The organism is Desulfosudis oleivorans Hxd3 (assembly GCF_000018405.1).
In the GTDB taxonomy this organism is placed as follows: domain Bacteria; phylum Desulfobacterota; class Desulfobacteria; order Desulfobacterales; family Desulfosudaceae; genus Desulfosudis; species Desulfosudis oleivorans.
The window spans coordinates 2,007,887-2,021,859 of the sequence record NC_009943.1 but is presented as its reverse complement, the minus strand read 5'-3'; the positions used below and the strand labels follow the sequence as shown (position 1 = coordinate 2,021,859).

Here is a 13,973-nt window from a genome sequence, read left to right as displayed (position 1 = left end):
GGAAGCATGCGCCACTTAAAGCAAAAGACCAGCAATGGAGAGAACGGGAACGCAAAATATGCCCTGCTCGGTATGCTTCCGTCGGTTGCCGCTTATGCTGATTTCAAGGCGGACATGCGCAAGGGCTTTTCCGACGTGATGCCGGCCCTGCTTTCTTACGCGGTGGATTCCGGTCTGGTAAGGGAAAAAACCGAGGCCGCCTTTCTTGCATTTCTCGAAACCAATCCAGCTTCTTCCGCTTCTATTGAAGGCCGGACATTTTCCGACCTGCTGGCCCAGGTCCTTGGCACAAGATCGGTAAACAGCCTGCTGGAATCCCTTAACACATATGCCAACCGGTTTTGCATGATGCCGGTTCAGGCATCCATGTTCAGCCGTTTGAAAAAAGACTTTCATCCCAACACGCCAAAAAAAAGAAATGTTCTGCGGCTGCTGGCGTTCTGGCTGGGGGCAAAGCGGCCGGAGCTGGGGTGGAACTATGAAATGCTCATGGCGCTGGCCGATACCCGGTCTGCTGAGCCGTTACCGGCTGAGGAAAAAGAAGGGGTCCGCATCGCCTTTGCCCTTCAGGCCGCCGGCGGCATCCTGGATATCAAGGCCGTGGAGTGGCTGCAGTCGGAACTGCGCCAGTGCATTGCCGACCTGAACCTGCCCCGTATTGAGCCGCATAGAATATCGTTCACCCTTTCCACGGCCCATCTGGACCTTCCCAGGGCGCCGGGCCCATCCGGTGAGCCCAGGCTCTATGCCAGAGCCATTCGCAGCAGCCTGGCCCTGGCCTACCAGATGCCGATCCGCTGGGCCCTTTCCGACCACAGCAGCCGGCAATGCTCCATTATCGTGGCCATCAGCGCGGGACCTTTTGACCAGGCGAGTCAGTTTATTCAGGCGTTATTGTCTCTGAAAAGAACGGGCATCACCCCTGTACGGATGACCGATTTTGCCAGGCTGTGCGTTAATATCGCCGACATCAAAGTGACGTTTAATAAAGAATTTGATGAACTGGTCACCGGCTTTCCAGGCACAACATACACAAGGGCGTGGCATGTAGACCATTTCTGGTCCTACCTCTATTTCGACTTTGTCCCCCAGCTCCTTGAGGAGGGGGTCATGCCCACCACAGAGGAGGCGTATCACGCCTTTCGGAACGAACTCTTTTTCCCGGACCATTCAGCCGGCGGCAACAAGGCCCTGTCCGCCATTCGAAAATTTCCTCAGGATTCGCTCCTGGCCATTGAGGTGGCCAGAAGCCTTATCGCCAAACGGATGCTGCATGAGGCCAATGAAGTGCTTTCCACCATCCTGGCTTCTTACCCGCGCCATATGGTGGCACGCACCTGCCGGGGCGTCATCTATCATTATCTGTCCATGCACCAGTCAGACCCGGAACTGGCTGAAGCGTTTTTTGACCGGTCTGTCCGGGAGACCGATATTCTGACGCGTCACTATCCGGATGAGCCTGAAGCACACACAGAAACCGGCCTGCTGTATTATACCCGCGCGATTCAATTGATTGCCACTTTCAGAAAGAAAAAGAGTCCATTGTCCCGGGAAGAGACGATCCGGGAAAGCATGGCGCATCTGAACAATGCGTTGCGCCTGTTTAATAAAAGTTCAGCCATCGCGTCGATTACGGACATGAGGGCCGAATTCTGGATCAGACAGGCCGGAATTCTGATTATGATGCTGAAAAAAGACGAGGACACCCTTCTGAGCAGCCGGACGTTGACCGACCAGCAGGATATTGTTTTTGACACATCAAGGCAGTCTTTTAAAATCCTCGGCTGGATTCGGGATGAGTCCGAAGACGCGTACCGGTTTTTCCAGGACAGGCTGAACAACCAGATGAAAGAATATGCTGAAGATGTTTCCGTGACCAACTACTCCCCCAGTTTAAAATGCATCCTTGCGGGATACATGTGGAACACCCTTCCCGAGGTGACCGTGGGGACCGCCAAAGTGATTCTTTTTCTTTATCATGAAGCGATTCAGAACGTGGAGCGGCTGGCGCGCTTCAATATCGGCGTTTATTCAGCTTCCGGCTGCTACACCCTGATTCAGTCCCCGGCCCATTTTATTCGAAACGCCCGCAAATATATCAATCTTCTGGAAACTGTGTTAAAAAAGGACCTGGAAAAACCGGATGACCATCTGATCGACAGAAAAAAAATTCGAAGCGTTGCCCTTCCTTTTGCCCTTCTGGATGATGAGGTGGAGTCCGGTATTATTCTGAAAAGCGAGATTGATACGGCCATGCCCCGGCAGCCATAACACCGGTTGCTGTGTACTGTAAATTTTTAAGATAAGGACAGAATCATGCCTCTTTTCACCATTGACGCGGACAAATGCAACCGGGACAACATCTGCGCGGCCGAGTGCCCGGTCAAGATTATCAAAATCAACTCTGACAGCGTGCCGACACCGGTGACCGGCGCGGAAACGGTATGTATCCGTTGCGGCCACTGCGTGGCGGTCTGCCCTACCGGCGCGCTTTCCCATGTCGACCTGAAACCTGAAGACTGCCTGCCGGTAAAACCCGAATGGCTGCTCTCCCCGGAACAGGCCGAACATTTTCTGCGCTATCGCCGGTCCATTCGTACCTACAAGGACAAACCCGTGGACCGCCAGACCCTTGAAAAACTGATTCACATCGCCCGATACGCGCCGTCAGGACACAACATGCAGCCGGTACAGTGGCAGGTGATTTACGATAAAGATGAAGTGCGGCGCTTAAGCGGCCATGTGATCGACTGGATGCGCCACATGCTGTCCGCGGCACCGGCCATGGCCAAAGCCATGCATTTTGACCTGGTGGTGGGGGCCTGGGACTTTGGCGTGGACGTGGTAAGCCGGGGCGCACCCCATCTGATCCTGGCCAACGGCCCTGCGGCCAACCCCTCTTCCCAGAGCGCCTGCACCATCGCCCTGACCTACCTGGAACTGGCCGTGCCCGCCTTTGGCCTGGGGGCCTGCTGGAACGGATTTTTCAATGCCGCGGCCATGACCTGGAAGCCGCTTCAGGCGGATCTGGGCCTGGCCGAAGGTGAAAAGAACTTCGGCGCCATGATGGTGGGCCACCCGAAATTCAAGTACCACCGCATGCCGGAACGAAACGCGCCGGTCATTCGCTGGGCCTGAGAGTTTGCAGCGGGGGATGCTTATACCGGAACATGATTATGTGCGCGGTTGGCAGATGGCTCCTGTCGGATTAAGGGCGGACTTTTCAGAACGGCCTACTGAAACGCCCTCAGATCAATACCAAAGGTAATGGCCCCGATTACAGCGCCCTCATCTTTCACCGGCACGGAGATCTGAAGCAAATAGGTTTGGGCACCGGGATCGAACTCAACGTCAGACACCTGAATCGTACCTGTGGCAACCGTATGTGTGAATTGGGCTTCATCTCCCTGCCAGTAGTCTGAAATCTTATTCGTGGCAGCAACCAGCGCCCCCTGGTTGTCCACCAGAAAAATTTTAGCATAATAGGCCTGCTGCTTCTGAATGTCCTTCAGGTAATCGGCAATCTCGTTTTCCAGCACGGTTTTCACAAACTCGTTTTCTGCCTGGGTTACCGCCCACTGCTGATCCAAAACCTTTATCTCGTCCAGGGTTCTGGCCCTGGCATTCTCTTTCTTTACCGCATCCACCAGCACCGGATCAGTGCCGAAAGCGGCAATGGCCGAGTTGCCCAGATCGATCATCTGCTCCGCCACAGCGAGCCCCGTGCCATACAGCAGGATGATGGTGCCAAGAACCATTGCATATATGCTCTGTTTCATGATACATGCCCCTTGTTATAAAAAGTTGTGGTGTGACGCAAGTTTCCTTGTTTATACTCATAATTTGCAATAGGCATGCCAGTAAATCGTTTTTTCTACATAATGGAATTTAAAGGTCTGAAACAATTTGATTTTAATATAATATGAAAATATTGAAGTTATAATCAGAAAGTCATTCAACAAGCGCCTTTTTCAATTATTGTTTTTTATAAAACAGATAGTTAATGAGATATCACCGGTTTCCTGAAAAACTGGAACAGTCTTGTTCAGCAGGATAAAATCGGGAGGAAGGATCAGGCAAAACGTCAAAAAGTGTCGCTTTTTTTGCCAAAAAACGGCTGAAGCGGCCTTGACTGTAGACATGCTGCTTGACGCTTGACATGCGGCGACATACAGGTTAATTAGTTTCCATCCATAAATGGCCTTTTTCCGCAATCTCTGCGTCAAACTTCGGGCTTCCTTGTGCGGCGTACCGCAGTACGCCTCCGTGTCAGCCCTTGTTTTCCTTGATCTTGCGAAAAAATTCTCATTTCTGGCTTGGAAACACCACATGGTGTCATCCATGTTAAATGGATGGGCACTAATTTACCTGATTGAACAGTTGATAAATATTTTCTCTAAAAAGAGGCACAGCAAGAACCTTATGGAAACCATCGCCTATTTTGACGCATCCCATGACATGCCAGAAGAGGTTATCGCGGCTGCCGGGTTTGTGCCGTACAAGATCCTCGGGAACGTACACGTATCCAATGATCCGGCGGATCGCTACCTGCCGGCCTTTTTCTGCCCGGCCGCCCGCAGCATGCTGACCGAGGCCCTGGCAAAAACCGGTCAGTGGGCCGGGATCGTTATCGCTCAGGGCTGCAATGCCACCAACCGGCATCACGATGTGTGGAAGCGCCATGTGCGTACGCCGTTTCTGCATTGGTTCAACACCCCTTTGAAAGACGATGTCCCGGCCGTCCGATTCATGAAAACCGAGCTGTGGCGGCTGGTCGACGCCCTTTATCGTCAGTTCGGCATCCTTGTTAACGAGGCAATGCTGGCCGACGCCTGCCGTGAATCCAACACCATCAAAAAGAAGCTTCAGGTTTTTTCCGGGCTTCGGATGGAAAAAGACATAACCAACCGGGAATACCTGGAGGTCCTGGTAAAAAGCATGACCCTGCCCAAGCCGGAAGCCATAAAGGAAATCGATGCCGCCATTGCGACAATGAAAAACCGGGGGCCTTTTCCCGCAGATAAAATAAAAGTGCTGCTGACCGGCTCGGACGTCACCTATCCGGAGTTGATGGAACAGATCGACGAAGCCGGATTTCGTGTGGTCCGGGATGATCTTTCCATCGGGGAGCGCTATTTTGCAACCCTGATTCCTGAAGAGGAAAACCCCTTTGAGGCTCTGGCCCGGTATTATCTGTCCATACCAAAACCCGCCACCAAGCTGGGCCTGAGTAAGCGCGCCCAGTATCTGGAAACAGCTCTCGAACAGTCGGGTATCAGGGCTGTGATTTCTCAGTGTCTCAAGTTCTGCGAGCCCTATGCCTATGACGCGGTCCTGGTGAACAACGCCCTTAAAGAAAAAGGATGCCGGGTGCTGCACGTGGAGCGGGAATACACACCCACACCGGACAATCAGATGGCAACCCGGCTGGCCGCATTCGCGGAGATGGAATAATTTGGATCTTTCATGTTTTTTTTAAAGTAAAACAAATAAATTAAAAGACAACGACAATTATGAACGCAGAAAAACCGAACCCTCCTGCAACAGATGAGAGTGCCCCGCTCCGGGTCGACACCCTGCCCCACGCAAAGGCCCTCCGGTGGCCCATGACCTGGTATTTTCTCACGGGCAAATTATACAGCCTGCTGCCGTGGAAAAAAACGGCCTGGACCTGCGCCGGGTTTCCCATCGAGCTTTTGCTGGGGCTCGATATCTTTCCCCTGCATCCGGAAAACATGGCCACCGTGGCCGCGGCCCAGAAGCAGTCCCGCCGGCTGATCGAACATGCCGAAAGCATGGGCTACTCCCGGGACTTGTGCTCCTACTGTAAAACCAACATCGGCGCGGTGGATACACAGGCGCCCTTAAAACACGGCGGCATCGCCCGGCCGGATATCATCACCTGCACCAACACCATCTGCGACACTCACTGGAAATGGTTCCAGGTCCAGGCGGAAAAGCTGGACGTTCCCCTGTTCGTGTTCGACTGTCCCAAGATCGTCAGCGGCACGGACGAGCGCACCATCGAGGGGTACGTGACCTACCTGGTGGAACAGTTCTATGAATTTTTCGATTTTGTCAAAAAGCACACGGGGAAAGAACCGAACATCGACCGGATGGTCCGGGCGGCGGAAAAGTCCGAACAGTTGAGCGTCCTGTGGCGGGATATATACGAGTACCGCAAACGCGTGCCCACACCCTACAGCATGGCCGAGACGTCCGCCTCGTTTTTTCCCCTGGTGGTCATGCCCGGGGCACGTTCCGGCATCAAATTCTTTGAGAAGATCCTGACCGATATCCGGCAGCGGGCCGAGCAGGGCAAAGGCACCTTGACAGGGAAGGAGCGCTACCGGCTGATGTTTGAAGGGATTCCCTTCTGGTACCGAATGCGGTTCATGTACGATCTGGCCCGGTACGGCGCCGTTGTGGTTTATGAGCCCTACACCTTTTCCTTTGCCCCACCCAAACCTGTGAGCATGGGATACGCCGAGACGCTGCGACATGTGGCACGGGCCATGATGGACGTGCCTTACACCTACAATCTTGAAAAGCGGATTAGCTACTTCAAACAGGCCATCCAGGAATACCGCATCGACGGTGTGATCCTGCACGAAAATCTGTCGTGCCGGCCGTCGAGCACCGGCATGATCGACCTGAAAAACGCCATTCAGCAGGAATGCGACATACCGGTGCTGATCATTCAGTGCGACATGAACGACCCCAGGGCCTTTTCCGAAGAGCAGATCAAGACCCGTGTCGAAGGCTTTATCGAGCTGATGGATAAATAAAAAAAATAACGGGCAAAAATCCGACGGGCCACACCGGCGAGGCTGCCTTTGCCCGGTCCCTGCCCCTCATCCAAATCACCGTATCCTCAGTTCAGACACAAGGTCCAGAACACCTTCCGCCGTGAAAAAATAAATTTCATGGGCCGTTACCTCTCGGGGTGCAGTGACGTCCACTGCGTTTTCCCTGAGCAGGGGAACGATCTCAATGGCCGTGACATCATGCCACTTCTCCTCCACCTGAATCCGGACCACCACTCCCTGTTCATTGATCTGGTGCGGAATCTGATAGGAATCCAGTACACGGGCCACAAAGCTGTTTTTCTGCCGCACCACGGTGTCGGCCCGCTGTTGCAGGGCGCGAATCTTTCCAAACTCCTGAGCGTGGGCATGGGGGCACGACAGGCACAGCAGGACAGCCGCGAATAAGAGACCGGGGATTGTTTTCATACTGTTTCTCCTTTGCTGGTCTGAAAAGCAGGGCCAGTATATCCGGGGAACCGGTCGATTCGCAAGCATTAACCCGGATATTTCACGATTGGCACAAAATGCCTCAAATCGTTCATGACCGTTTGTATTTTCAAAAAAAGTCTGAGATCTATTAAAACATTCTGTATATTATAAAAAACTTACCACTGTCGAAAAATTTCATGAATATTCGGGTTAAAGGGTTCCGGAAAAGTTCAGTCCTGGCCGCCTTTGACATAAAAGGCTTGATAAAAAAAGAAAAATCTCATACAAAAACAGTTCAGGAAAACCAAGACTTTGGAGAGCCGCTTGCGCTCTCCGCGCCTTTGTGGTGCAAAAAACAAAAAAAGCTCCAGTTATGGGAGAAAATCACATGGAACCGGTCAGGGCGGATCAGATCAAAAAAGTGCTTATTCTGGGGGCCGGTACCATGGGCCAGCAGATCGGTTTTCTATGTGCCGCCAAGGGGTTTGAAACCGCTATCTACGATCTCTCCCCTCCCCTGCTGGACACGGCAAAAAAGCGGCTTGAAAAGCTTGCCGGCCGGTTCGTCTCCCGTCACCGCCTCACCGGAGAAGAGGCCGCGGCCGCCATGGCAAGGGTCACCCTGACCCCGGACAGCGAGCAGGCCGCGGCGAATGCGGACTTTATCAGCGAATCTGTGACCGAGTCCGTGGAGATCAAGTGCCGGGTGTTTGAGACATTTCACCCATTGTGCCCTGCCCGGGCGATCTTCACCACCAACACATCGTCTTTGATTCCCTCCATGCTGACACATGCCGTGGGCCGGCCGGACCGGTTTGCCGCTTTCCATTTTCATAACACCCTGACCTCCGATATCGTGGACATCATGCCTCACCCCGGCACAACACCGGAAACCGCTGAAACCATCCGGGCCTTTGCCCTTCGCCTGGGCCAGGTACCCATCGTATTTAAAAAAGAAAACCACGGCTATGCCTTTAATGCCCTTCTGATGAACCTCTGCGACACGGCCCTTTTTCTGGCCGCCGGCGGCGTGGCCGCCATTGAGGACATCGACCGGTCCTGGATGGGCATCATGCACATGAAGGTCGGGCCTTTCGGTATCATGGACTCCATCGGCCTTGACACCGTGCTCAAGGTCAATGAAGTGTGGGCCAACCAGCTCAATGACCCCAGGGCCATCACCAATGTTGAATTTCTAAAAAAATATGTTAATGAAGGAAAGCTGGGAGAAAAAACCGGAGAAGGCTTTTACCGGTACCCGGATCCGGCCTTCAGGCACAAAAACTTCATAAACCAGGCCTGACGCCCGGCATTATTGTTCCACTTCTTTATTCCGGTGTACAGGTCCCCGGACATGGCCGCAACCCTTAACATACGGATAGTGCAATGACCTCCATCAAACAACACCGTCACGTGCCCGCACTCCTTCTGTGTACGCTGCTTGTTTTCTGCGGCCTTCTGGCTACCGCCGTTGCGGCCCCTTCCGGCGTGCCCCTTGATGATTCCACCGGCACGCTCTACATCGGGCAGCAGGTGGAATACATGGAAGACAGGGCCGGTGCCCTGTTTATCACCGATGTGACCGACATGGAAGATCGATGGAAAGCGTCGGACAGCACTGCCTTAAGCTTCGGGTTTACATCCTCGACCTACTGGTTCCGGTTTACCCTGGACAACACCACCGACCGTCCTAGGGATTTTTACCTTGAGTTCGCGTACCCCCTTCTTGACTTTATCGAGCTTTACACACCCCAAACCGAAGGCCTGTTCAATACCATCAAAGCCGGGGACCATTACCCCTTTTCCACACGGGAAATCATTGACAAAGACTTTGTTTTTCTGCTGACCCAGGCTCCCGGCCCCGCCACTTATTATGTGAAAGTTAAAACCAGTTCTTCCCTTAATTTTGAACCGGTGGTCCGTTCTCACAATTCCTACCTGAGCAAGATCAACAGGACCTACCCCATCTTCTGGCTCTATTACGGCGCCATGCTGATCATGGTGATCTATAACCTGGTCCTCGTTTTCGTGATCCGGGAAAGAAGTTATCTCTTCCTGGTCCTTCTCATTCTCTCTTATTCCCTGTTTCAATTCACGCTCAACGGATTTTCCTTTCAGTACCTGTGGCCGAACTCCATCTGGTGGGCCAACAACTGCCTGCCCATGTTCATGGGTCTTGCCATGGCCATTGCCATGCTGTTTATGCGGTCTTTTATCGGCATTCGGGAGCGCCATGCCAAAAGCCTGGTGGACCGGGTCTCCATCTACCTGGTGATTATTCCCAACACCGCATGGGCCGTTGGTTCTCTTCTGCTTCCCTATGCCGTGAGCATCAGAGTGGCTACGGCGCTTATCATCTTCTCTCTGGTTGTGGTCATTCCCAGCGGGTTTATCTCCCTTTCATTTACACGATCAATTCGATTTATTGTGATCAGCTGCGCCTGCCTGTTTATCGGGATCCTGCTGTTCGCGTTAAAAACATTCGGGCTCCTGCCTTCCAACTTTATCACCCAGTGGGGTGTTCAGATCGGTTCCGCGGTTTTCATCGCGCTTCTTTCCATCGGTCTTGCCGACAAGATCACGGCCATGAAAGACGAACTGATCACCACCAACTCCAACATCTCCCTGATGCTCCAGAGCATTTCCCAGGAGGTGGAGGTCCAGGAAAATGACCTTGAAAAATACAAAGAAGAAGAGATCGGCGACATTCTCAACGAAAGGTTTCACACCTTCATGGACCGGTTTAAGGACCTGGTGGATGATGTCAACAGTAACACCAATCTGCTGAAGAGTTCGTCGGCCAACCTGCTGGCCCTGTCCGATAAAATGACATCGGAAACCGCTGAAATTTCAGCCAACTCCAACTCCGTTGCCTCAGCCTCGGAAGAGATGAGTTCCAAGATGGTGGCCATTGCCAGCACCATGGAGCAGACCTCCCAGAACGTCAACCTGATCGTCTCCTCGGTGGAGGAGATGACCACCACCTCCGACGAGATCAGCATGAGCACCGAATCGGCCCGGCAGACAACGGAAAACGCCGTTGCCCAGGCCAAAAACGTGTCCCAGAAGGTGGACAACCTGGGCATCGCCGCCGAAAGAATCGGCACCGTCACCGAGGTGATTGCCGAGATATCCAAAAAGACCAACCTGCTGGCCTTAAATGCCACTATCGAGGCGGCCCGGGCCGGAGAAGCGGGCAAGGGGTTCGCCGTTGTGGCCAATGAAATAAAGGATCTGGCACGGCAGACTGCCGACGCCACCCAGCAGATTAACCGGCAGATCGAAGAGAACAAGCAGGTAACCGTGGCGGCGGTAAAAGAGATCGGCCAGATTGTGGAGACCATCAAAAACGTCAACGAGATCGTCTCCACCATTGCGTCGGCCATCGAAGAACAGTCGATTTCCATCCGGGAAATTGCCAGCAACGTGGCCCAGATATCCCAGGGCATCTCCGGGGTCAACAAGGGCGTGTCTCAGTGCTCTATCGTCGCCAACAACGTGTCAAAGGAGGTGGTCTCCCTGAGTGCCTCCTCGAAGCAGATGAACAGCAACAGCCTGACTGTTCGGGAGAGTGCCGATGACCTGCTGAAGATGGCCCAGCATCTCACGGAGCTGATGCAGAAATTTAAAGTTTAACCGAATGCGGAAAGACAACCAATGACACACGAGGACGCGGGAAAATACAGGGCCAAACACCCCCCGGGTACGGCCCTGCGGCCGGGCCTGGCCCAGGCCCTGGAAACCGTTGCCCGGGACGGCCGGGTCACCTGCGCGGCGGCCCATAAAATCGCTGCTGCCGCAGGGGTTCTGCCGACGGAGGTGGGGAAAGCCATTGACCTGATGGAATACCGGATCACCACCTGCCAGATGGGGCTTTTCGGATATCCGGAAAAAAAACGGGTCAAGCCCGTTGACCCGGTGCCCGGCCCGTTAAAAGACGCCCTTCTGGCCGCGTCTTCGGACAACCGGATATCGTGCGCGGCCTGCTGGAAAATTGCCGATGCCCTGAAAATAGCCCGCATGGAAGTGGCCGGGGCCTGTGAAACACTTGGCGTCCGTATCAAGCCCTGCCAGCTGGGCGCCTTTTAAGGGTAACCATTCCGCTCACGACAGTTCCGGATAGTTTCTTGTCTCCGCCACAAATCCTTCAAAATCATACCGGTCAAGAAAGCGGGAAACCATTCGGCCCACCAGGTCGGCGGTGTCGACGCGGAAACCGCCTTTTTCATCCCTTCCCGCAATGGCCTTTGCATTGGCTACGATGGTGGACAGTGCCTTTGCGGTAACCTCTATATTAACGTGTATATCCAGTCGATCATCAGGGCTGCTCATGGTTTCAGTTTCCTTGTCTTATGGACATCTCTAAAATCGGGTTAAACTGCCTTACCTTCTGCCGCAGCAGCTCCCCGGCCCCGCGCAACCCGCTTCCGACGGGGCCTTGCCGCAACAGGCCGTGTCACCCAGCCCGGGCATCCTGTTTTTCGCCACACCGGACATGGACGACGGGGCGGACAGCAGTTTTCTGACGTTTCCGCTGCCGCAGCTGCCGCAGACCGGTTTTCCCCTGTCCGCAATCCCCGTCAGTATCTCGCTCGTTTTTCCGCAATCCATACATTCATACTCGTATAAAGGCATTGTCTCCTCCTTTTTTTTCCTGCGCCTGCACCGCCGATATCCATCCGGTCAGCCGGATTGGTTGACGTTATATAATATATAAGGGTTACATGGGGGTCAAACAAAATTCAATGCCGCAGTCAAAGCGGCTTTACAGAAAAAATGGTTGTCAAACCACGGTAAGTCGATTACAATTTCAAAATATCTGTTAAGAAATCCGAGGAATAATGGTTGATTCTGCCGCCACATCCGAGACCGGTTCAAAAGAGAACCTCCGTCGCATGCGGGTCCATCCGGTTACGCTCTCTTTTATCAACGAGTGCGCCGAATATGAAAAACCCTTCAACGACACCTATATTCAGAAATCCCTGAAACCGCTTCGTATTGCCATTGTCCTGGCTGTCATTACATGGAGTTCCTTCGGTCTTCTTGACCTCTTCATTGAACACTCCCAGTACCTGAGCATGTGGAAAATCCGGTACGGTATTCTGATTCCCAGTTTTATTCTGGGATATTTTTTTTCCTACACAACATTTTTTGAAAAATATTTTCAGCCCATCGTCGCGATGTACGCTGTTGCCGCCGGCCTGGGCGTCACCCTGATGATCCCGCTTTCCACTTCCCCCATGCGGCACACCTATTACGCCGGGCTGATCATGGTGCTCCTGTTTGCCTACACCATCCTGCGATTGCGGTTTTTGTGGGCCAGCATGGCCTGCTGGCTGGTGTTTGTGGCCTACGAAATCACAGCCCTTGCCATCAACACACCCGCCGATGTCCTGATCAGTAACAACTTTTTTTTCGTCAATGCCAACATCATCGGCATGTTTGCCTGCTACTACATTGAACTCTCCCACCGAAGGGACTTTTTTCTGGCCCGGCAGCTGGAGCAGGAAAAACAGAAGGTCAGCACCATCAACTATGAGCTGGAAGAAAATGTGCGCAAGCGCACCCTTCAGATGATCAAGATCAATGAAGACCTCAACCTGACCGTAAACGACTACAAGCGGGCCCAGGAAAGCCTGAAGAAGAGCGAAGAAAAATACCGCACCATCATCACCAACATGGAGGAGGGCTACTACGAACTGGACCTGGAAGGAAACTTTACCTTCTGCAACGATTCGGCCTTAAAAATCTTTCGGCACAATCCGGAAAACACCCTGGTCGGCAACAACATGCGCGCCTACATGACCCGGGAACACGCGGAGCAGGCATTGCGGGCCTTTAACGAGATATACCAGACCAACATTCCTGAAAAGGCCATGAACTGGGAGATTCAGACACCGGATGGCGCCACCTGTTTCCTGGAAGTGTCAGCAACGCGCATCAATGCCGCCGATGGCCGGGCCCAGGGCTTCCGCGGCATCATTCGGGATATCACCGAACGCAAGAAAATGGAAAAAAAGCTCCTTGAGTATTACGAGAACATCAAGGAGACCCGCACCATGACCATCCTGGGGCTTGCCAAACTGGCCGAATACCGGGACCTGAATACCGGCGAGCACCTTGAACGCATGATGGAGTATACCCGGATACTGACCCAGACCCTGGCCGAACATCCCAAGTACCGATCTTATATTACCAGTGAATATATCGAAGACATTTATATCTCCTCGATCCTTCACGATATCGGCAAGGTCGGTATCACCGACGAGATTCTGCTCAAGCCCGGCAAGCTGACCCCGGACGAGTTTGAAAGGGTCAAGGAGCACCCGGTGCTGGGCGGCGATGCCCTGCGGGCCATGGAGTCACGGGTGGAAGGAAAATCCTTTCTCACCCTGGGAAAGGAGATCTGCTACCACCACCATGAAAAGTGGGACGGAAGCGGTTATCCCGACGGTTTGCGCGGCGAAAACATTCCCCTGTCCGCCCGCATCGTGGCCCTGGTGGATGTGTATGACGCCCTGACATCCGTTCGTGTTTACAAAGGGGCATCCTCCCATGAAGAGGCGGTGGAAATCATCACCGCTGAACGGGGCAGCCATTTTGATCCGGACATCGTAGACGCCTTCCTGTCCAGGCAGGATGTTTTCAAAAAAATCCTCAGGGCCACGCAGGAGGAGACCCGGGACATCACACGGGAGCATACGCGGGCGATAAACTAACGGTTGACAGCAGGCA

General features: G+C 53.4%; 12 protein-coding genes. 8 read left to right on the top strand and 4 right to left on the bottom strand.

Annotation, left to right across the window (positions count from 1 at the left end; all coding sequences use genetic code 11):
• Window positions 1–6: 6 nt before the first annotated feature.
• Window positions 7–2,271, top strand: coding sequence for a hypothetical protein (locus tag DOLE_RS08675; protein WP_012175109.1), 2,265 nt, complete (start codon window positions 7–9; stop codon window positions 2,269–2,271).
• Window positions 2,272–2,316: 45 nt separating this feature from the next.
• A complete protein-coding gene (locus DOLE_RS08670; protein WP_012175108.1) occupies window positions 2,317–3,138 on the top strand; it encodes a nitroreductase family protein in 822 nt (273 codons plus the stop codon).
• 95 nt (window positions 3,139–3,233) lie between these two features.
• On the opposite strand, the gene DOLE_RS08665 is transcribed toward DOLE_RS08670, so the two are convergent.
• Window positions 3,234–3,779, bottom strand: a complete 546-nt coding sequence (locus DOLE_RS08665) for a PDC sensor domain-containing protein (RefSeq protein WP_012175107.1) — start codon at window positions 3,777–3,779, stop codon at window positions 3,234–3,236.
• A gap of 643 nt (window positions 3,780–4,422) precedes the next feature.
• Here DOLE_RS08665 and DOLE_RS08655 point away from each other — a divergent pair.
• Both DOLE_RS08655 and DOLE_RS08650 read left to right on the top strand, forming a co-directional pair.
• Window positions 4,423–5,454 (top strand): 2-hydroxyacyl-CoA dehydratase subunit D, encoded by a 1,032-nt coding sequence (locus tag DOLE_RS08655; RefSeq protein WP_167320863.1) that lies wholly within the window; start codon window positions 4,423–4,425, stop codon window positions 5,452–5,454.
• Between the two features lie 59 nt (window positions 5,455–5,513).
• Window positions 5,514–6,788, top strand: a complete 1,275-nt coding sequence (locus DOLE_RS08650) for a 2-hydroxyacyl-CoA dehydratase subunit D (RefSeq protein ID WP_012175105.1) — start codon at window positions 5,514–5,516, stop codon at window positions 6,786–6,788.
• A 75-nt stretch (window positions 6,789–6,863) separates the two neighbouring features.
• Here the strand turns inward: DOLE_RS08650 and DOLE_RS08645 are convergent, their stop codons facing one another.
• Complete coding sequence (locus tag DOLE_RS08645; RefSeq protein WP_012175104.1) at window positions 6,864–7,235, bottom strand: hypothetical protein; 372 nt, start codon at window positions 7,233–7,235, stop codon at window positions 6,864–6,866.
• Window positions 7,236–7,626: 391 nt separating this feature from the next.
• Between DOLE_RS08645 and DOLE_RS08640 the strand changes: the two genes are divergently transcribed.
• From DOLE_RS08640 to DOLE_RS08630, 3 genes are all read left to right on the top strand, one after another.
• Window positions 7,627–8,541 (top strand): 3-hydroxyacyl-CoA dehydrogenase, encoded by a 915-nt coding sequence (locus tag DOLE_RS08640; RefSeq protein ID WP_012175103.1) that lies wholly within the window; start codon window positions 7,627–7,629, stop codon window positions 8,539–8,541.
• Window positions 8,542–8,624: 83 nt separating this feature from the next.
• The gene (locus DOLE_RS17320) at window positions 8,625–10,874 is read left to right on the top strand and encodes a 7TM diverse intracellular signaling domain-containing protein (protein ID WP_012175102.1); all 2,250 of its coding nucleotides are present in this window, start codon (window positions 8,625–8,627) and stop codon (window positions 10,872–10,874) included.
• Between the two features lie 21 nt (window positions 10,875–10,895).
• Window positions 10,896–11,327 (top strand): hypothetical protein, encoded by a 432-nt coding sequence (locus DOLE_RS08630; RefSeq protein WP_012175101.1) that lies wholly within the window; start codon window positions 10,896–10,898, stop codon window positions 11,325–11,327.
• 15 nt (window positions 11,328–11,342) lie between these two features.
• Here DOLE_RS08630 and DOLE_RS08625 read toward each other — a convergent pair whose 3' ends face one another.
• A complete protein-coding gene (locus tag DOLE_RS08625; RefSeq protein WP_012175100.1) occupies window positions 11,343–11,570 on the bottom strand; it encodes a hypothetical protein in 228 nt (75 codons plus the stop codon).
• Between the two features lie 51 nt (window positions 11,571–11,621).
• Entirely contained in the window at window positions 11,622–11,873 is a 252-nt protein-coding gene (locus DOLE_RS08620) for an FmdB family zinc ribbon protein (protein ID WP_041280447.1), read from the bottom strand.
• A gap of 206 nt (window positions 11,874–12,079) precedes the next feature.
• Between DOLE_RS08620 and DOLE_RS17315 the strand changes: the two genes are divergently transcribed.
• Entirely contained in the window at window positions 12,080–13,957 is a 1,878-nt protein-coding gene (locus tag DOLE_RS17315) for an HD domain-containing phosphohydrolase (RefSeq protein ID WP_012175098.1), read from the top strand.
• Window positions 13,958–13,973 lie beyond the last annotated feature (16 nt).